The 16,931-nt window shown below is 71.2% G+C and carries 21 protein-coding genes; 14 read left to right on the top strand and 7 right to left on the bottom strand.

Translation table 11 applies throughout. The features are described from left to right. Window positions 1–11: 11 nt before the first annotated feature. The 4 genes from J4709_RS01550 to J4709_RS01535 all read left to right on the top strand — a co-directional run bounded on the left by J4709_RS01550 (window position 12) and on the right by J4709_RS01535 (window position 4,521). Window positions 12–803, top strand: a complete 792-nt coding sequence (locus J4709_RS01550; protein WP_208236009.1) for an FHA domain-containing protein — start codon at window positions 12–14, stop codon at window positions 801–803. 115 nt (window positions 804–918) lie between these two features. After that, the gene (locus J4709_RS01545) at window positions 919–1,440 is read left to right on the top strand and encodes a Fur family transcriptional regulator (protein ID WP_208236007.1); all 522 of its coding nucleotides are present in this window, start codon (window positions 919–921) and stop codon (window positions 1,438–1,440) included. A gap of 427 nt (window positions 1,441–1,867) precedes the next feature. Further along, window positions 1,868–3,781 (top strand): glycoside hydrolase family 15 protein, encoded by a 1,914-nt coding sequence (locus J4709_RS01540; protein ID WP_208236005.1) that lies wholly within the window; start codon window positions 1,868–1,870, stop codon window positions 3,779–3,781. A 278-nt stretch (window positions 3,782–4,059) separates the two neighbouring features. Next, window positions 4,060–4,521: a hypothetical protein gene (locus J4709_RS01535; RefSeq protein ID WP_208236004.1), complete on the top strand. Its 462-nt coding sequence runs from the start codon at window positions 4,060–4,062 to the stop codon at window positions 4,519–4,521. A gap of 221 nt (window positions 4,522–4,742) precedes the next feature. On the opposite strand, the gene katG is transcribed toward J4709_RS01535, so the two are convergent. Both katG and J4709_RS01525 read right to left on the bottom strand, forming a co-directional pair. Next, a complete protein-coding gene (katG, locus tag J4709_RS01530; protein ID WP_208236002.1) occupies window positions 4,743–6,947 on the bottom strand; it encodes a catalase/peroxidase HPI in 2,205 nt (734 codons plus the stop codon). Next, entirely contained in the window at window positions 6,940–7,386 is a 447-nt protein-coding gene (locus tag J4709_RS01525) for a Fur family transcriptional regulator (RefSeq protein WP_208236305.1), read from the bottom strand. Before J4709_RS01525 ends, katG begins: the two co-directional genes overlap by 8 nt. A 140-nt stretch (window positions 7,387–7,526) precedes the next feature. Here J4709_RS01525 and J4709_RS01520 point away from each other — a divergent pair, with 140 nt between their 5' ends. Continuing rightward, window positions 7,527–8,324 carry an inositol monophosphatase family protein gene (locus J4709_RS01520; protein ID WP_208236000.1) on the top strand — a complete coding sequence of 266 codons (798 nt, stop codon included), beginning with the start codon at window positions 7,527–7,529 and terminating at the stop codon, window positions 8,322–8,324. Window positions 8,325–8,328: 4 nt separating this feature from the next. Here J4709_RS01520 and J4709_RS01515 read toward each other — a convergent pair whose 3' ends face one another. After that, on the bottom strand, window positions 8,329–8,649 hold the full coding sequence (locus J4709_RS01515) for a DMT family transporter (protein ID WP_208235998.1): 321 nt from the start codon (window positions 8,647–8,649) through the stop codon (window positions 8,329–8,331). A gap of 2 nt (window positions 8,650–8,651) precedes the next feature. Beyond that, window positions 8,652–9,299, bottom strand: coding sequence for an FMN-dependent NADH-azoreductase (locus J4709_RS01510; protein ID WP_208235996.1), 648 nt, complete (start codon window positions 9,297–9,299; stop codon window positions 8,652–8,654). A 93-nt stretch (window positions 9,300–9,392) separates the two neighbouring features. On the opposite strand from J4709_RS01510, the gene J4709_RS01505 reads away from it, so the two are divergent. Continuing rightward, on the top strand, window positions 9,393–9,992 hold the full coding sequence (locus J4709_RS01505; protein WP_208235994.1) for a TetR/AcrR family transcriptional regulator: 600 nt from the start codon (window positions 9,393–9,395) through the stop codon (window positions 9,990–9,992). A 4-nt stretch (window positions 9,993–9,996) separates the two neighbouring features. Here J4709_RS01505 and J4709_RS01500 read toward each other — a convergent pair whose 3' ends face one another. Beyond that, window positions 9,997–10,425 carry an ATP-binding protein gene (locus J4709_RS01500; RefSeq protein ID WP_208235992.1) on the bottom strand — a complete coding sequence of 143 codons (429 nt, stop codon included), beginning with the start codon at window positions 10,423–10,425 and terminating at the stop codon, window positions 9,997–9,999. A gap of 102 nt (window positions 10,426–10,527) precedes the next feature. On the opposite strand from J4709_RS01500, the gene J4709_RS01495 reads away from it, so the two are divergent. The 7 genes from J4709_RS01495 (at window position 10,528) to J4709_RS01465 (ending at window position 13,978) form a co-directional block, all read left to right on the top strand. Beyond that, window positions 10,528–11,343 carry a helix-turn-helix domain-containing protein gene (locus J4709_RS01495; protein WP_208235990.1) on the top strand — a complete coding sequence of 272 codons (816 nt, stop codon included), beginning with the start codon at window positions 10,528–10,530 and terminating at the stop codon, window positions 11,341–11,343. Further along, window positions 11,340–11,534, top strand: coding sequence for a DUF397 domain-containing protein (locus J4709_RS01490; protein ID WP_208235988.1), 195 nt, complete (start codon window positions 11,340–11,342; stop codon window positions 11,532–11,534). The genes J4709_RS01495 and J4709_RS01490 overlap by 4 nt, the downstream gene beginning before the upstream one ends. A gap of 211 nt (window positions 11,535–11,745) precedes the next feature. After that, a complete protein-coding gene (locus tag J4709_RS01485; RefSeq protein ID WP_232382775.1) occupies window positions 11,746–12,279 on the top strand; it encodes an AAA family ATPase in 534 nt (177 codons plus the stop codon). A 129-nt stretch (window positions 12,280–12,408) separates the two neighbouring features. Next, window positions 12,409–12,774: a VOC family protein gene (locus tag J4709_RS01480; RefSeq protein WP_208235984.1), complete on the top strand. Its 366-nt coding sequence runs from the start codon at window positions 12,409–12,411 to the stop codon at window positions 12,772–12,774. Between the two features lie 16 nt (window positions 12,775–12,790). Next, the gene (locus J4709_RS01475) at window positions 12,791–13,060 is read left to right on the top strand and encodes a DUF1905 domain-containing protein (protein ID WP_208235982.1); all 270 of its coding nucleotides are present in this window, start codon (window positions 12,791–12,793) and stop codon (window positions 13,058–13,060) included. A gap of 85 nt (window positions 13,061–13,145) precedes the next feature. Next, window positions 13,146–13,499, top strand: a complete 354-nt coding sequence (locus J4709_RS01470; RefSeq protein WP_208235980.1) for a hypothetical protein — start codon at window positions 13,146–13,148, stop codon at window positions 13,497–13,499. Then, window positions 13,496–13,978 carry a MerR family transcriptional regulator gene (locus J4709_RS01465; RefSeq protein ID WP_208235978.1) on the top strand — a complete coding sequence of 161 codons (483 nt, stop codon included), beginning with the start codon at window positions 13,496–13,498 and terminating at the stop codon, window positions 13,976–13,978. Before J4709_RS01470 ends, J4709_RS01465 begins: the two co-directional genes overlap by 4 nt. Here J4709_RS01465 and J4709_RS01460 read toward each other — a convergent pair. Together J4709_RS01460 and J4709_RS01455 are read right to left on the bottom strand one after the other, a co-directional pair. Further along, entirely contained in the window at window positions 13,946–14,635 is a 690-nt protein-coding gene (locus J4709_RS01460) for an alpha/beta fold hydrolase (RefSeq protein WP_208235976.1), read from the bottom strand. The genes J4709_RS01465 and J4709_RS01460 overlap by 33 nt on opposite strands. 76 nt (window positions 14,636–14,711) lie before the next feature. Beyond that, entirely contained in the window at window positions 14,712–15,443 is a 732-nt protein-coding gene (locus tag J4709_RS01455) for an HAD family hydrolase (RefSeq protein ID WP_208235974.1), read from the bottom strand. A 117-nt stretch (window positions 15,444–15,560) separates the two neighbouring features. Between J4709_RS01455 and J4709_RS01450 the strand changes: the two genes are divergently transcribed. After that, window positions 15,561–16,898 carry an NHL repeat-containing protein gene (locus J4709_RS01450; RefSeq protein WP_208235972.1) on the top strand — a complete coding sequence of 446 codons (1,338 nt, stop codon included), beginning with the start codon at window positions 15,561–15,563 and terminating at the stop codon, window positions 16,896–16,898. Window positions 16,899–16,931 lie beyond the last annotated feature (33 nt).

Genomic DNA, 16,931 nt, shown 5'->3' with positions numbered 1-16,931 from the left:
GGACGGATGACATGGCGGTGCGGGATCGGGGGCCTCTCGGCAAGGTCGGCGTCCTTCCGAAGGGCATCGGGAGCCTGACCGCGGGGCATCCCCCGGCCCGCGCCGGGACGCTGTTCGTCATGGGCGCCTACGGCGGGATGCGCGTCGCCCCCGACGCCGGCTTCGAGGTCGTGTTCGGCCGCTGCGAGCCGGACGTCCACGTCTGCGTCGGCCCGGACGACCCGCACGTCAGCCGGCGGCACGGCCGCATCGTCCGCGAGCACGCGCGGTGGGTGCTGTACAACACCGGGAGGCTCGCGATCCGGTTCCCGGGGGCGCGGCTGGTGCTCGGCGGGCACCGGGCCGAACTGCCGGCGGCGTACACGCCGCTGTTCATCGTCGCGCCGGAGCGCGAGCACCTGCTGGAGGTGCGGGTCGCCGTCGGGCCCGGGCAGGGCGCCGGCCGGCGCGACGTCGAGACCCGCGGCCCGCGCGGCTGGGAGCTGTCCGACCTCGAACGGCTGGTGCTGGTGTGCCTCGGCCGCCGCTACCTGGGCCGCGAGCCGTCGCCGCAGCCGCTCACCTGGGCGCAGGTCGCGGGCGAGCTGGCCGGGCTGCGACCGGACGAGCGGTGGAGCGCCAAGCGGGCCGCCCGCGTCGTCAACGGCGTGCGCCGGCGGCTCAGCACGCGGGTCGAGGGGCTGCTGGAGGAGGAGGTCCCGCCGCCGATCGGCAACGCCCTCAACCACAATCTGATCATCGAGCTGCTGGTCACGGCGACGCTCGTGCCCGCCGACCTCGCGCTGCTCGACGGACCCGCCTGAACTCCGGCCGCGCGCGTCCCAGAACGTCCGGCGAGGCGGCTTCCGATTCGGGGTACAGAGTTGTAGCGTTTGCTGTTTTGAATCGTTCGCTCTTTGTTACGGTAATCTGGGGTCCATGTGCGCATCGCAGACCCCGACCACCGCCGAGGAGCTGCGCGGTGCCGGCCTGCGGGTGACCGCCGCCCGCGTCGCGCTGCTGGAGACCGTCCGGGAGGGCGACCACCTCGACGTCGAGGGCATCGCCGCCGGAGTGCGCGACCGCGTCGGCCACATCTCCCTGCAGGCCGTCTACGAGGCCGTCCACGCGCTGACCAGGGCCGGGCTGGTGCGCCGCATCGAGCCCGCCGGGAGCCCCGCCCGCTTCGAGGGACGCGTCGGCGACAACCACCACCACCTGGTGTGCCGCAACTGCGGCGCGGTCAAGGACGTCGACTGCGCCGTCGGGCACCCGCCCTGCCTGGACCCGGTCGACGACGCCGGGTACCTCATCGACGAGGCCGACGTCACGTTCTGGGGCCTGTGCCCGCAGTGCCGCCGCCAGGACCGCCCTGGCGGGGCGGACCGGTATCCCCGAGTGGCGCGACGGCCGGGTCAAGGCGCTGCGGAATCTGCGGGTGGCCCGCCGCTCGGGGCATAGCGTCCTGCAACTGAAGATCATTCACTTGGCGTTGTCGGCGATCTCGGGCGAGGCCGAGCACCGGGTCATGTCGCCCTTGCAGACGTTCTTAACGGCTTGCTAAGCGTTCACAGATGCGCCGTTCGCAACCCGTCTCCTTGCGGGCCGTGAACGGCGCCCCACAAGTGCGGCCCCTCCTTGGAGGGGCCGCACCTTTTTCGCGGACCGTACCGTCCACGGCGTGAGACGGCAGCGGTCCTGTTGCGCGTCGCCGCAGGTTCGGCGCGATCTCCCCTGCCTGGCGGCTCGCCGTCGGGCATCCGTCCCGGCCATTCTTCGTGCCCGGCGTCCCCCGGCCGCCCCTTCGGCCTGTTGCTGGCCTCCCCCCTCCACGGACGGTCTGCCTCGCAAGGTCCAACAAACAAAAGACAAGGAGAAGGTGACTCACATGCAAACGAGTCCCTCGAAACGGCCCCGGTCATGGCGGTCCCCCGCCATTGACGAGGTCGCCGTCATCTCCAACGGTCTGGGGGAGCTCGCTCTCCTCGACCGCAAGGGGAACGTCACCTCGTGGAACCTGCCGGACGCCGACGGCGTGCCGGTGTGCCACGAGCTCTACGACGCACCGTGGGAGACCGCGTTCCGGCTCCGCCTGGACGACCGGAAAACCCCCGTCGGCCGCCGGCTGGAGGACACGTCGCACACCCTGGTGTCGACGTGGACGAACGCCACGGGCAAGGCCTGCGAGCGGGCCTTCATCGCGGGATCCCCGCTCGCCTCAGCCGGAGGCCGGTTCGCGCGCCTGCTCACCTGCGAGCAGGGGACCGTCCGGGCCCGCCTGGACCTCCGCCTGCGCCACGGCCACCGCGGCGAGGAGAAGGTCCGGTGGACCGTCCTGCGCGAGCGGGACGGGTTCCTGGAGGCCAAGGCGGCGGCGGGGAGCAGCACGCTTCTCCTCTCCACCAACATGCACCTCCGGTTCGACGAGGACGCCACCTCGATCAGGGGCGAGCTGGCCCTGGACGCCGGGTGCAGCGCCTTCGTCTGCATCGGGTGGAACGGCCACACCTCCCCGGCGACCGTCGAGGACGTCGAGGACCTCCTCAGGGAGTCCGAGGAGGGGTGGCTCGCGTGGGCCAGGGAGCTGCGGATCCCGGACGACGGGAACGCCGCCCTCGTGCTGGGATCCGCGATCAGGCTCCGCGGGCTCGGTCACCGGGCCGGGTCGTTCTATGCGGCCGCGTCCCGCGGGCTCCCGGAGGACGACCCGCGCGAGCACCCGCGCGCGGTGCGGACGTGGGACTACCTGTGCGACTGGCTACGCGACTCCGGCCTGACGGTGTCGACCCTGCACAGGCTGGGCGACGCCGCGGTCCTCCCGGCCCGGCTGGAGTGGTATCGGAGCCTCCCGGACCTGGGCCGGAAGGCGAAGGTCATGTACCGGATGTCCGGTGGGGACGTGGCCCGGTTCGGCGAGCACATCGTCGACGGGCTGGGTCACCGCGGTTCGGTCTACCGCTTCGGCAACGGGGCGGGAGACCAGGAGCAGCACGACCGGTGGGTCTACCCGCTGGAGCACCTCCGCCTCCTGAGCGAGCGGGGCCGGTTCGACCTGGGCCTCACCGAGGGCCTGGCCGAACAGGCCGTGCGCGCGGCCGGGAAGCCGTGCTCGGGCATCTGGGAGGTCCGCCGGCCGGAGGACGACCTGGTCGCCTACGCCTCAACCCAGATCCTCGTCGGCCAGGCCCTGTTCAACACGGCCGCGGTCTTCGCGGCGGCGGGCCTGGAGGAGCCGGCCCGCCGGTACCGGGGGCTGGGCGAAAGGCTCAAGGCGTGGGTCCTGGACAACTGTGTCCTGGACGGCGTCGTCGTCGCCGCACCGGGCCTGCCGGTGCTGGACGCGTCGGCCCTGCTGGCCTTCCACGTGGGGAAGGACATGTTCAACCTCCGCAAGGAGGGCGACAGGGACCTGGTGCGCGCGACGGTGCTCGCCATCGACACGCCCCACACCGTCCCGTCCCGCTTCCAGGGACTCCGGGTCGGCAAGGGGCACGTCCGGTACCACACGCACCAGTTCGGCGACGGGGTCAGCCAGGCCGAGGAGGCGCTGTTCACCAGCGTCACCGGTCTGGTGGCGCTGACCATGCTGCGGCTCGGCATGCTGGACCGCGCCGACGCCGTGATGCGAGAGGTCCTCGACGCCCGCAACGACCTCGGCATGTGGTCGGAGGAGCGCACCGAGGACGGGCGCGGCCTGGGCAACGTGAGCCAGGCGTACGTCTACCAGACGGTGATCGACTACTTCGTGAACCGTGCGGAGTTCATCGCGGCGGCGGAGCACCGCTCCGAAACCGCCGCCTGACCGGTCGTCCCCCACGGGGACACCGGTCGACATGCCGTCTCGCGCCGGTGCGGCGCGAGACGCGAAGCACCGGCCCGCGTCCGCCAGGACGCGGGCCGGCGTTCTGTCGGACGCGTCCGTCACCTCTCGTCCGGCTGTCGCGGTCGCGGACGCGCGCGACCTGCTTCCACCGCTTTCTGTTGCCGCGTGCGGTCCGCTCTGGACGGTCCTCACTGCACATAAGGTGCACGCCGGCCCCAGCTGCCGGTCACAAACAGAGTCAGGAAGGGAGGGTCTTCATGATGAAGACCCCCGCGTACCGGCCCCTCGCCGGTACCGAGACGACCGGCAAGGTCTACACGGTGGACAACCCGACCCGGGAAGACGCCATGCTGATCGACCTGTTCGGCGGCCTGTCCGAGCGGACGCGGACGGCCGCCAAGTGGGTTTACTGGGAGCTGCTGTCCAACGCCCACAAGTACGGACAGCGAGTGACGATCCGTCCCCTGCCCCGCAACGGGGTCGTCGGCTCCGCTGACGAGGAGGGCTTCAAGCTCCAGCTCTTCGTCACCCGCAACGAATTCGGCCGGTGCCTCCGCATCGAGGTGCACGACCTCACGACCACCTCTCCCAGGTACGACTCCCGCATCGGCTGGGGGCTCCGCAGCGTCCGCGGCCTCACCCTGGGCCGCTGCTTCCACACCGAGACCAGGAGCGGGAAGTACGTGTGGGCGGAGGTGCCCGACGAGCGCGACAAGTGATCGGCGTCTGAGCCGTCCCGGCCATGTCCCGGCCCGCCGGCCGCGGATGTGAGCCTGGCGCGCACACCGGACCGGTCGCCGCTCCCCACGGAGCGGCGGCCGGTTCCCTTCTTGTTTCCGCCCGTGCCGAGCACGGCTTCTCGCACATGAAGTGGTGCACCACCGGCACGGAACGGCCGGGCACGGTCCGCGAGGACCGGCCCGGCCGTCTCTCCGTCAGGTCACCGCACGTCGAACCGGTCGAGGTTCATGACCTTGTCCCACGCCGCGACGAAGTCGCCGACGAACTTGTCCGCCGCGTCGTCGGACGCGTAGACCTCCGCGACCGCGCGGAGCTCGGCGTTCGCGCCGAACACCAGGTCGGCGCGGCTGCCCGTCCACTTGACCTCGCCGGAGGCGTCGCGGCCCTCGAAGGTCTCCGACTCCTCCGTCGTCGGCTTCCACACCGTGCCCATGTCGAGCAGGTTCACGAAGAAGTCGTTCGTGAGCCGCCCGGGCCGGTCGGTGAGGACGCCGAGGTCCGACTGGCCGTGGTTCACACCGAGGACGCGCAGGCCGCCGAGCAGGACCGTCATCTCGGGCGTGCTCAGCGTGAGCAGGTTCGCCCGGTCGACCAGCAGGAACTCGCCCGGCAGGATGTGGCCCTTGGCGAGGTAGTTGCGGAACCCGTCGTGCATGGGCTCCATCACCTCGAAGGACTCGACGTCGGTCTGCTCCTGCGAGGCGTCGGTGCGGCCCGGCGTGAAGGGCACCTCGATGTCGTGGCCCGCGTCCTTGGCGGCCTTCTCGACGGCGGCGCAGCCGCCGAGCACGATCAGGTCGGCCAGGGAGATCTTCTTGCCGCCGGTCTGCTCGGCGTTGAACGCCTCCTGGACCTCCTCGAGCGTGCGCAGCACGGTCGCCAGCTCGGCCGGGTTGTTGACCTCCCAGCTGCGCTGCGGCTCCAGCCGGATGCGCGCGCCGTTGGCGCCGCCGCGCTTGTCGGTGCCGCGGAACGACGCGGCCGACGCCCACGCGGTGGCGGCCAGCTGCGAGACCGACAGGCCGGAGCCGAGGAGCCGGGCCTTGAGCGCGGCGATGTCGGCCGCGTCCACCAGCTCGTGGTCGACCGCCGGGACGGGGTCCTGCCAGACGAGCGTCTCGCTCGGCACCTCCGGGCCGAGGTAGCGCTCGACGGGGCCCATGTCGCGGTGCGTCAGCTTGAACCAGGCGCGCGCGAACGCGTCCGCGAACTCGTCGGGGTTGTCCTTGAAGCGCCGCGAGATCGGCTCGTAGATCGGGTCGAAGCGCAGCGACAGGTCGGTGGTCAGCATCCCCGGCGCGCGGTTGAGCGTGCCGTCCTCGGGGTCGGGCACCGTGTTCGCGCCGGCGCCGTTCTTCGGCCGCCACTGGTTCGCCCCGGCCGGGCTCTGCTCCAGCTCCCACTCGTACCCGAAGAGGATGTCGAAGAAGCTGTTGTCCCACGTGGTGGGCGTGTTCGTCCAGGTGACCTCGAGGCCGCTGGTGTGCGAGTCGCGGCCCTTGCCGGTGCCGTGGGAGTTCTTCCACCCGAGGCCCATGTCCTCCAGCGGGGCGGCCTCCGGCTCGGGGCCGATGGCGTCCGCCAGCGGGGCCGCGCCGTGCGTCTTGCCGAAGGTGTGGCCGCCCGCGATCAGCGCGACGGTCTCCTCGTCGTTCATCGCCATGCGCGCGAACGTCTCGCGGATGTCGCGGGCCGCGGCGAGCGGGTCCGGGTTGCCGTTCGGGCCCTCCGGGTTGACGTAGATGAGGCCCATCTGCACCGCGGCCAGCGGCTTCTCCAGCTCGCGGTCGCCGCTGTAGCGCTCGTCGTCGAGCCAGACGGTCTCGGGGCCCCAGAAGACGTCCTCCTCGGCCTCCCAGGCGTCCTCGCGGCCGCCGGCGAAGCCGAAGGTCTTCAGGCCCATCGTCTCCAGGGCGACGTTGCCGGCGAGGACCATCAGGTCGGCCCAGGAGATCTTGCGGCCGTACTTCTTCTTGACCGGCCACAGGACGCGGCGGGCCTTGTCGAGGCTGGCGTTGTCCGGCCAGCTGTTCAGCGGCGCGAACCGCTGCTGGCCGGCGCCGGCGCCGCCGCGGCCGTCGCTGACGCGGTAGGTGCCCGCGCTGTGCCACGCCATGCGGATGATCAGCGGGCCGTAGTTGCCGTGGTCGGCCGGCCACCACTCCTGCGAGTCCGTGAGGACGGCCGCGATGTCCTGCTTCACGGCGGCGAGGTCGAGGCTCTGGAACGCCTCGGCGTAGTCGAAGTCCTCCCCCAGCGGGTTCGTGACCGGCGGGTTCTTGGCGAGGATCTTCAGGTTGAGCCGGTCGGGCCACCAGCCGCGGTTGCCTCCGCCCTGAGTGGGGTGCGAGGCGCGCTGGTGCGCGACGGGGCACTGGCCCGCGGCGGCTTCGTTCTCAGACATGGTGTTCCCTCCAGGGCTGCGCGAGGTTGGCGGACGGGGAAGTCGGGACGGTGGAGCAGGCGGGGCACAGGCCCCAGTAGATGACCTCGGCCTCGTCGATGGCGAAGCCGCTGTCGTCCGACGCGGTCATGCAGGGCGCCTCGCCGGCGGCGCAGTCGGCGTCGGCGATGGCCCCGCAGGACCGGCACACGATGTGGTGGTGGTTGTCGCCGACGCGCGCCTCGTAGCGGGCGACGGAGCCGGCCGGCTGGATGCGCCGGACCAAGCCCGCGTCCGTCAGCGCGCGCAGCGAGTCGTAGACGGCCTGGTGGGACACCTTCGGGACGTCCCTGCGCACGGCGCTGATGATCGAGTCGGTGTCGGCGTGCGGGTGCGCGTGCACCGCGCCCAGCACCGCGACCCGGGGCCGGGTCACACGGAGGGCGGCACCGCGCAGCATCTGCCGGTATTCCACGGTCGTGGCCACGCACGACAGGCTGCCTCGTTTTCTTGAACGAGTCAAGTGTTTGCAGAAACCCAGTTCTTGACCATCTCAGGTGGACGGCCCGGTCCGGGCCGGCGCGGCTAGGCTTCCCGCCCGTGGAGACCGATGCGCAGGTGGCGGTGCGGGCGGCGCGGGCGGGCGCCGCCGTCGTGCGGGACATGTACGGGACGTCCCTCGCCCGCTTCGGCAAGTCCGGCGGCGACTTCGCCACGTCCGCCGACCTCGCCGCGGAGAAGGCGATCCTCGACGTCATCCGGGCCGCCCGCCCGGACGACGCGGTCACCGGCGAGGAGAGCGGCCGCGCCGGCCCGGACGACGCCGACCGCCGCTGGCTCGTCGACCCGCTGTGCGGGACGCTGAACTACGCCGTCCGCTCGATGCTGGTCGCGGTGAACGTCGCGCTCCGCGCGGGCCCCGCGACCGTCGCGGCGGCGTCCGCCGACCCGTTCAACGACGAGGTCTTCTGGACCGACGGCGTCCGCGCCCACGTCCGCACCGGCGGAACCGACGCGCCGCTCGTCCCGTCGGCCTCCTCGAACCTGGTGGACGTCAACCTCGACCCGCCGTTCCCCAACGCGCCGGGCTTCCGCGCGGCCAACCTCCTCGCCGACGAGGGATTCGCCGCCCGGTTCCGTCCCCGCGTGGTTTCGACGACCCTGGCCGTCGCGTGGGTGGCTGCGGGGCGCCGCGCCGCCTACGTCACCGACGGCCATCTGCGCGACAGCGTGCACTTCGCCGCCGGCATCGCGCTGTGCCGGGCCGCCGGCTGCGTCGTGACCGGCATCCACGGCCAGCCCTTGCACACCGGCCCCGGCGGCCTCATCGCCGCCGCTGACCCCGAAACCCACTCGGCCCTCCTCGAGCTCATCGGTACCCTAAGAAACAGCCCCTGAAGCGTCACCCCGACTCGGTGACGCGCGCGAGGACGACCCCGGCGACGATGAGCGCGAGCGCGGTCATCCGCCCCGCCGTCACCGGGTCCTTGTGGACGACGACGCCCAGCGCGATCGCGCCGACCGCGCCGATGCCGGTGAAGACCGCATATGCCGTGCCGACCGGCAGCGTCCGCATCGCCTGCGCCAGCAGCCAGACCGCGGCCACCATGAGGACGAAGCAGACCAGGGTCGGCAGCGGCCTGGTGAAGCTCTCCGTCGGCCTGATGCTCTGCGCCCACGCGATCTCCACCAGGCCCGCCAGCCCTAGCATGAGCCAGTTCACCGTCAGTACTCCTTGCCGAGGTCGCGCGCGGTGCGCAGCGCGGCGGCGTACAGCTCGTCATGCTCGTCCCGCCGGTGGGCGAGGCTCGGGTCGATCCGCGAGTTCGCCAGCTCCGCCGCGACGAACGTCGCGTCCTCGACGGCGAAATGCCCGGCGAAGAAGTCGCGGAGGAACCGCTCCTGGTGGTCGAAGCGGGCCTTGGGCGCGCCGGGACCGTAGGCGCCGCCCCTCGCCGTGGCGACGACGAAGCGCCGCCCGGCCAGCGACATCCGCGGGAACGTGACCTGGTCGAGCCACGCCTTCAGCGACGACGGGACCGAGTAGTTGTACATCGGGGTCGCGATCAGCACGACGTCCGCGGCCACCAGCTCGGCGAGCAGCGGCTCCACGACCGCCCACGCCGCGGCCTGCTCCGGAGTCCGGACGGCCTCCGCGTACCGGTCGATGTCGGTGATGCCGTGCGCCAGGACGTGATCGCACAGCTCCGTCCACGCCTCGCCGATGTGCGGCACGGGCTCCGCCGCCAGGTCCCGGTGGACGTACACGCCATCGCGATGGGCCTCCCGCCACGACCCGGCGAAGGCGTCCCCCACCTCGCGGCTGATCGAACGGCGCCGGGCACTGGCGTCCAGGTGCAGCAACGTGGTCATGAGCAACTCCTTAACTGGACACTATGTCCGCTTGCTCGGTGACCGTAGCAACGATCTGGACACGCTGTCCACATCGTCGCTAGAGTCGCCGCCATGGAGCCCCGCACCGACCTGCTCAGCGGGCGTCCGGCGGGCCCGCCGCGCGAGCGCGCCGACGCCGCCCGCAACCGCGCCAAGGTGCTCGCCGCCGCCGCCGACCTGTTCGCGACCCGCGACCCGCGCACCGTGACCATGGACGACATCGCCAAGGCCGCCGGCGTCGGCCGCGGCACGCTCTACCGCCGCTACCCCGACACCGTCTCGATCGCCCGCGCACTCCTCGACGACCACGAACGCGCCCTCCAGGAGCGCCTCCTCCGCGGCGACCCGCCCCTGGGCCCGGGCGCCTCCCCCGGCGACCGCCTGGCCGCCTTCTACGCCGCCATGGTCGAGCTGCTCGAAGATCACACCCCGCTCGTCCTCGGCGCCGAGCAGGGCGAAGCGCGCTTCGCCGCCGGCGCCTACGGCTTCTGGCGCGCCCACGTCCGCATGCTGCTGTCCGCCGCCGGCACCCCGGAACCCGCCGCCCTCGCCGACGCCCTCCTCGCCCCCTTGGCGCCCGACGTCTACGCCGAGCAGCGCCGCCAGGGCCTCACCCCCGCCCAGATCACCAAGGCCCTCACCCACCTGGCCCACACCACGACAACCGCCTGAACCCCTACGGCGCCATCCGCGCCCAGACCCACTTGCCCCCGTTCAGATCCCGCGTGGCGCCGCACCGGGCCGACAGGGCCTGGACGATGTGCAGCCCCCAGCCGCCGTTGTCGTCGAACGCCTCCTCGGACAGGTCGAGGTCGTCGAGCGTGAGCCGCCTGAACGGCCTGGGCTGCGGGGCACCGAGCCCGGAGTCCCAGACGGCGATGACGACCCCTTGCGCGTCCCGGCTGAGCTGGAAGCGGATCTCCTCGCGCGGCGTCTCATGCGCGGCATTCGTGACGAGTTCCGAGACGACCAGAAGGGCATCGTCGAGAATGTGCGAATAGCCCCATTTACGCATCCACGCGTCCGCCAGCGTCCGCGCAAGCCCCACCGTGGCCGGCGTCCCGAGCAGCGGAATGATCAAATCTCCCGTCGCCGTCATCACCATCGTCCCCGTCCTCGCCCTGGTTTCCGATTTCCTGTGGCAAGGATCACCGGCCGCACTTAATCTGACGATGTACCCACCAGAGTTGAAAACCCGGGAGACGCGATGCCGGACGTCCGCAAGCCCCTCGACCCGCGGATCTCGATGTGGCACTTCCTGGCCTTCTTCATGCGTTTCATGCGCGAGAAGGCGGGTCTTTCGCTTGCTCAGTGCGGCGAGCTCATGGGTGCTGCACGTTCCACTGTTTCCAACTTGGAGGCAGGTAGGCGTCGCCCCCAAGAGGATCAGATGCGGTTGCTCGACAGGCACTACGGAACGGGCCTGCTTTTTCAGCTAATACTCTGGTTCGCCCGAATGGCGCACGATCCCGACTGGGCACGTCAATGCATGGAGTATGAGCAACAGGCCACCGCGATCAAGACGTACCACGGGAAGGCGATTCCTCGGCCGTTCCAGACCGAGAGGTACATCCGTGCACTCCTGGAAGCAGGCACTGCCAAGGACATCGAGGCAGAGGTCGCCGCCCGCGTCGAAGACCAGCGGCTGATCATTGAGCGCGCGGACGCTCCGGTCCTGTGGATGCTCATGGACGAGAGCGTGCTGGCTTGCCCTGTCGGGGGGCCAGAGGTGATGAAGCCGCAACTGGAGTACCTACTCAAGACGGCGAGCCAGCCGAACATCATCATGCGCATCGTCCCCACAGCGGCTGGCGCGCACTACGGGTTCGATGGTCCGTTCCAGGTCATCTGCCTGGACGACCGGGACGTCGCCCATGCCGGTGCCCAGAACGGTGGACGCTTGATCGAGGGCCCAAGCGAGGTGAGGGAGTTCTCGGCTAAGTTCGAACTAATAGGCGCAAAGGCGCTTCCCCAAGACGCATCGCGCACCCTCATCGAGCAGTACTTGGAGCAGTACTCGTGAACATCCAATGGCGGAAGAGCAGCCACAGCGGCGGTATCGACGACAAGCAGTGCGTTGAACTGGGACGACTTGCGCCGGGGGTCGGCGTCGGGGTGCGGGACTCCAAGGACCCGGACGGCGGCCACCTCACCCTCACGCCCGCCGGGTTCGCCACGCTCCTAGCGAGCATCAAGCACACCCCGTCCCCCTGACCCGCGTCCCCGACACGGCTTCCACGACCGCCCGACGCGCCAAGCCCCGGGCCGGTCCCGGCCTCTCCGCGCCCGGCCTCCTTCGTTGACTTGCGGCGTGTCGGCCTTAAGCGGCGGCTTTTAAGGCCGACACGCCGCAAGTCAACGTTCGGTCCGCGGCCGGATCGATATCGGATCGCGTGGGATGGCCGTCCGCTGGCACGCTGCCCCCATGGATCGCGCGGAGGTACTGCTCATCGGAGGACGAGCCGGCGTCGGCAAGACGACGGTGGGGTGGGAGGTTTCGGCGCTACTGCGCGCCGAGGCGGTCGCTCACGCGATCATCGATGGCGACTTCCTGGGGCAGGTGCATCCGGCTCCGGAGGGGGACCCGCACCGCGCGGAGATCACTGAGATCAATCTGACCGCCGTGTGGGAGAACTTCGCCCAGCGTGGCTACCGGCGCCTGATCTATACGAACACCGCGAGTGTGCTGCCCGAGGCGGCGGGCATGTTCGAGCGCGCCATGGGGGCCGGAGTGGGGATCGTACGAGTCCTGCTCACCGCGTCCGACGAGACCGCCCGCGAACGGCTGGTGGGACGTGAACTCGGCTCAGAACTGGAGCAGGAACTCGAAGGAAGCGTCCGCAAGGCCCGGATCCTGGACGAGCGAGCCCCCGCGGAGACCGTGCGAGTGGCGACGGACGGACGGCTCGTCATCGACATCGCACAGGAGGTGGTGGCCGCCACCGGATGGGCCGGGTAGGTGGGGCCATCCGCATCAGGCGACGTTCGACCTGTTGACGAGCCCGTCCGGTCGAATTTCGTGGCCGGCGATGAGTTCCCGCGCCCGCCTCGGTCTCACCTGGTGCACACCAAGGAAAGGAGGCACGGGATGAGCAGGACCACCCACATCACACAGGTGGCCACGGTCGGGGTCCGCGTCACCGACCAGCAGAAGGCCATCGAGTTCTACGTCGGTGAGCTCGGCTTCGAAGTGCGCCGAGACGTGCCTTTCGGCGACGGGCGCTGGATCGAGGTGGCGCCGCCCGGAGCGGCGACGACCGTCGCGCTCGTTCCCGACGGGATGCCGGCCGGCATCCGCCTGACGACCCGGGACGCCGACGCCGACCACGCGGACCTGCGCGCACGCGGCGTCGATGCGGATGCGGAGGTCCTGCGGATGGGGCCCGCAGTGCCTCCCATGTTCGCTGTGCGTGACCCGGACGGCAACGACCTCATCCTTATCGAGGGCTCCTGAACAGGCGGTATACGTGATGGACGAGCAATTCACCGCGACCCTGCGGAAGAGCCCGAACAGGGGCGGCTGGACCTATGTCGTCTGGCCCGAGTCGGCAGAGTTCTTCGGCACCCGCGGTCTGGTGAAGGTCCGGGGCACGATCGACGGGCATCCGTTCCAGAGTTCGTTCATGGCCCTGGGGAACGGCACCCACAAGCTGCCGGTGAAGGCGGAAGTGCGCAAAGCGATCGGCAAGGAGGAAGGCGACACCGTGACCGTCCGTCTGGAGGAGCGGTTGAACGCCTGACGTCTTGCAAGCTGTACCCGAGTACAGGCTTACCGTCGAGGTGTCGCCGCGCGGCCAGGGCGGATCACTCGGGTGAGGAGCCGGGATGAGCGAGTCCGATGTACCGATCATGTGCACGCTGGCGCCGTCCTCGATGGTGGAGCGGCTGACGGAGTTCGAGGCCGCGTTCGCCGACGGGCCGCTCCGGGTGGAGCGCGAGCCGCTGCGGCTGCGGCTGTCCTTCGCGGCCGGCGAGGAGCGGGAGGCGGTCCTCCGCGACCTCTTCGCCCAGGAACAGCAGTGCTGCGCGTTCCTGACCTTCGCGTTCCAGCGCACCGCGGAGGGGCTGACGGTCGACATCACCGCACCGGACGGCGCCGCCCCCGCCCTCGACGGCATGCAGGCGCTCGCCGAACGCGCCGTCCCACCCGAAGCGATCGCCCGAGGATGGGCCGGATGAGCGGCGCCCGCGACGGCCTGAGGTCGGGCGAGGTCGCCCGGGCGGCCGGGGTGAACCCGCAGACGCTGCGCTACTACGAGCGGCGCGGCCTCATCGCCGAACCGGAACGGACGCTCGGCGGCCACCGGCTCTACCCCGGTGACACCGTGGCCGTCCTGCGCGCCATCAAGGCGGCGCAGCGGCTCGGATTCACGCTGGACGAGATCGCCGAACTGCTGGACGCGGCTCGGCGCCCGCACGGCCGCGGCGGCGCCGGGATGCGGGAGCGTGCCCGGCTGAAGCTCGCCGAGGTGGAGCGGCGGATCGCCGACCTGCACACCGTCCGCGCCACGCTGCGGGACGCGGTCGGCGCGGGCTGCGACGACGCACCGTCCTGCGCCGCCGAGCCGTCCTGCCCGCTGCCGCTCTCCGGCCTCGTCCACACCGCGTCGGACGGGGCGTCGCCGTCAGAGGCCGGGTTCCGGGCAGAGGAAGGGTGACACGGCCGACCAGAACCCGTCCGGCTTCACGCTGTGGACGCGGTGCCCGGCGTCCTCGACGGTCACCAGCCGGCAGTCGCGGACGGCCCGGCTCGTCCGCACCAGTGCGTCCACCCGAACGTGGCTGGACGGGCCGCCGCCGACCAGCAGAGTCGACGCGCTGATCGCCGCGAGGAGGTCCCACCAGCCCGGATCGGGCGTCCTGAACTCCGTGATGACCGGCTCGATCAGGCGCCAGTCGAACGGCAGCGGATCAGCCGGCTCGGTCACCGGATCGACCGGCTCCCCCGGCACCTCGGGCGGCGGCGGAGTGTCCTCGACGACCAGCCGCCGGACGCGTCCGGGCGCCCGCTGAGCGACCAGGACCGCCACCGCCCCGCCCATCGAATGGCCGACGAGGTCCGCCCGCTCGATCCCCCGGCCGTCGAGGAAGCCGAGCACGTCGTCCCGCATCGCCGCCGGCGAGTACGTCTCCGTCCGGGAGCCGGCACCGTGTCCGCGCAGGTCGAGGGCGATGACCCGGCGTCCGCAGGCGGCCGGCCGCGCCGCGAAACCGTCCCACGTCGCCGCGCTGCCGCCCAGCGCGTGCAGCAGGACGACCGGGATGCCCCGGTCGCCGCCGATCTCGCGGAACGCGAGGGTCACGCCCCCGACCACCGGCTCACCATGCGCAGCGTCCGATGAATCCGCGCCCATGATCACCGATTTCAAGCGAGGGGCGTCCGCACGCTGGTCAGGCGCCGCTTCCCGGCAGCCGGCCGGGGAGGTCGGTCAGCCGCTCGACGCGCGGCACCGTCCCGTCCGCGGGGGACGACGGCCCGCCGGTGACGAAGTCGATCCCGCGGTCCAGCCAGACGCCGGTGAGCCCGGCGCGAGCGGCCGCCCTCACGTCGCCCTCCAGCGAGTCGCCCACGTTGACCGCGTGCGCGGCGTCCGTCCGCATCCGCCGGCACGCCTCGGCGTAGGCACCGGGGTCCGGCTTGGCCGCCCCGAGCTCCGTCGGCGTCAGGACGTCCTCGAAGTATCGGAGGAGGCCGAAGCGGTCTAGCTTGGCACGCTGCTGCCCAGGATCACCGTTGGTGAGAACGGCCAGCCGCGTCCCTCGGCCTTTCAATTCCTCCAGGCAGGGCAGCACATCCGGATAGCTCCGCCAGCACTCCTCGAACACGCCGAGGTAGCGCTCGGCGATCCATTCATCGAGATGGCCGGGACTTTCCGGAACCGGCTCCCCGAGCATCGGCAGGAACGAACGGACCCGGCGACGGTGATGCTCGGCGAACGAGCACTCGCCCGCCAGGTACTCCCGCATGTGCCGCGCCTCAAGCGTCCACCACAAGGCCGCCAGCTCGTCCGCCGGGGCCGTCGCGCCAGGCGCCTCCCGGACGATCCGGCCGATCGCCTCGAACACCGCGCGCCGGTGATCGACCAGGGTCCCGTCCAGATCGAAGAACACCACGTCCACCATGACCGGATCATCCCGCGCCCTCCCAAACGGAAGCGACGTGGACGTGCGGATACCGCGGGACTGGACGGTGCGGACCGACGGGTCGGGCGCCCAACCCGCAGCGCCGCGAGACCGAAAGTGGGACGACCGGTAGAGTTCCGGCGATTCGCCGGCATTCGCGCCGCTCCGAGCCGACAAGGCGAACGCTGCAACGGGAGGCCGGTCATTCAGATCCGCACTCTGACGCACCGCCGCTGGGTTCTCGCGGCGCTGGTCCTGGCCGTCGCGGTGGCGGCGGTCGTCATCGGTTTCGCGGTCCGCGGCTCGTCCAGCGGCGCATCGGTCGAATTCGTTCTGGGCGGCGGCACCGCCGACACCGGCGCGGGACCCCAGCGCAAAGTGGCTGGGGAACTGCAGAGCATGACCACCGACAAGCGCGGGGACGTCGCCCTGTTCACGCGCGATTCGCAAGGCTACGAGCTCTGGACGGTCGATCGCGGCGGAACCGTCAAGCGGGTGCGCGTTCCCGCCCTGGACGGTTCGTCGGACCAGGCAGTCCAAGCAGCGGCCGCGCCGGACGGCAGCCTCTACCTCGCGCTCGACGCCGCCGGCCTGTGGAAGGTCACCAGGGATGGAAAGGCCACCAAGGTCGTCGAGACGACGCGCATGCGGCCCCTCACGGACCGGGTGCCCTTGGAGCAATTCTCGCCCCTGTCGGTGAACGGCGTCGCGGTCGCCGACGACGGGACCGTGTTCTTCAGCGACTGGCAGAACCAGCGCAGCTCGCTCCTCGTCCATCGTCTGCGCGCGGGCCAGGTGACCAGAATCGCCGGCAAGCCCCTGAGCACCACGCAAGAACTGCCGGACGCGGATCCGAACGAGACCGGCGGCCCCGCCCTGGACACCTACATCCCCGTAGGCGCCAGCGCCTCGCCGCTAGCGTGGAACGACGGAAACCTCTACGTGCACACCGGTCGCTCGGTCCTGCGAATCGCCACTGCGACGGAGCGGATCTATCCCGTCGTCGCGTCCCGCAACACGGCCTCGCTCAAGCGTCCGGACGCACCGTTCAAGCCGTTCGGCAAGGCGATCAACGGATACGTCGACGCCCCGCGCGCCGGCGACTCGTCCCACCTGGCGAGCATCACCGTCGACCGGACCACCGGCGACCTCTACTACGGCGCCGGCGACCCCCGTCCCGGCAACACCGCCACCGGGCTCTCCGCGAAGTTCCGTTGGAGCGGCGACCTCACCAGGTCGCAGCGCAACTTCTTCAACTCACTGCGCGACGCCCAACAGACCATTTACCAGGTCGCCGAGAACGGCGACCTCTCCGCCGTCACCGCCGGCGCCGAAGCACTTTCCACCGCACGCGGCTACCTCTACATCGCCGTAGACACCTGCCCGTCCAGCGCAACAAAGTGCGACACCACGAACGACCAGTCAGCGGTAGTCCGCCTACGTACGGCCAAGTGACGGTTTCGCGGCGGCCCCCTCGGAGTGCCGCGA

Source organism: Actinomadura violacea, from assembly GCF_017573465.1.
GTDB lineage: Bacteria > Actinomycetota > Actinomycetes > Streptosporangiales > Streptosporangiaceae > Spirillospora > Spirillospora violacea.
This window is presented reverse-complemented; position numbering and strand designations above follow the sequence as displayed.

Excerpts from the sequence above, each read along its gene's own strand:
- J4709_RS01550 (WP_208236009.1), top strand. The coding sequence starts at position 12 with ATGGCGGTGCGGGATCGGGGGCCTCTCGGCAAGGTCGGCGTCCTTCCG.
- J4709_RS01545 (WP_208236007.1), top strand. The coding sequence starts at position 919 with ATGTGCGCATCGCAGACCCCGACCACCGCCGAGGAGCTGCGCGGTGCC.
- J4709_RS01540 (WP_208236005.1), top strand. The coding sequence starts at position 1,868 with ATGCAAACGAGTCCCTCGAAACGGCCCCGGTCATGGCGGTCCCCCGCC.
- J4709_RS01535 (WP_208236004.1), top strand. The coding sequence starts at position 4,060 with ATGATGAAGACCCCCGCGTACCGGCCCCTCGCCGGTACCGAGACGACC.
- katG (WP_208236002.1), bottom strand. The coding sequence starts at position 6,947 with ATGTCTGAGAACGAAGCCGCCGCGGGCCAGTGCCCCGTCGCGCACCAG.
- J4709_RS01525 (WP_208236305.1), bottom strand. The coding sequence starts at position 7,386 with ATGCTGCGCGGTGCCGCCCTCCGTGTGACCCGGCCCCGGGTCGCGGTG.
- J4709_RS01510 (WP_208235996.1), bottom strand. The coding sequence starts at position 9,299 with ATGACCACGTTGCTGCACCTGGACGCCAGTGCCCGGCGCCGTTCGATC.
- J4709_RS01505 (WP_208235994.1), top strand. The coding sequence starts at position 9,393 with ATGGAGCCCCGCACCGACCTGCTCAGCGGGCGTCCGGCGGGCCCGCCG.
- J4709_RS01500 (WP_208235992.1), bottom strand. The coding sequence starts at position 10,425 with ATGGTGATGACGGCGACGGGAGATTTGATCATTCCGCTGCTCGGGACG.
- J4709_RS01495 (WP_208235990.1), top strand. The coding sequence starts at position 10,528 with ATGCCGGACGTCCGCAAGCCCCTCGACCCGCGGATCTCGATGTGGCAC.
- J4709_RS01485 (WP_232382775.1), top strand. The coding sequence starts at position 11,746 with ATGGATCGCGCGGAGGTACTGCTCATCGGAGGACGAGCCGGCGTCGGC.
- J4709_RS01480 (WP_208235984.1), top strand. The coding sequence starts at position 12,409 with ATGAGCAGGACCACCCACATCACACAGGTGGCCACGGTCGGGGTCCGC.
- J4709_RS01475 (WP_208235982.1), top strand. The coding sequence starts at position 12,791 with ATGGACGAGCAATTCACCGCGACCCTGCGGAAGAGCCCGAACAGGGGC.
- J4709_RS01470 (WP_208235980.1), top strand. The coding sequence starts at position 13,146 with ATGAGCGAGTCCGATGTACCGATCATGTGCACGCTGGCGCCGTCCTCG.
- J4709_RS01465 (WP_208235978.1), top strand. The coding sequence starts at position 13,496 with ATGAGCGGCGCCCGCGACGGCCTGAGGTCGGGCGAGGTCGCCCGGGCG.
- J4709_RS01455 (WP_208235974.1), bottom strand. The coding sequence starts at position 15,443 with ATGGTGGACGTGGTGTTCTTCGATCTGGACGGGACCCTGGTCGATCAC.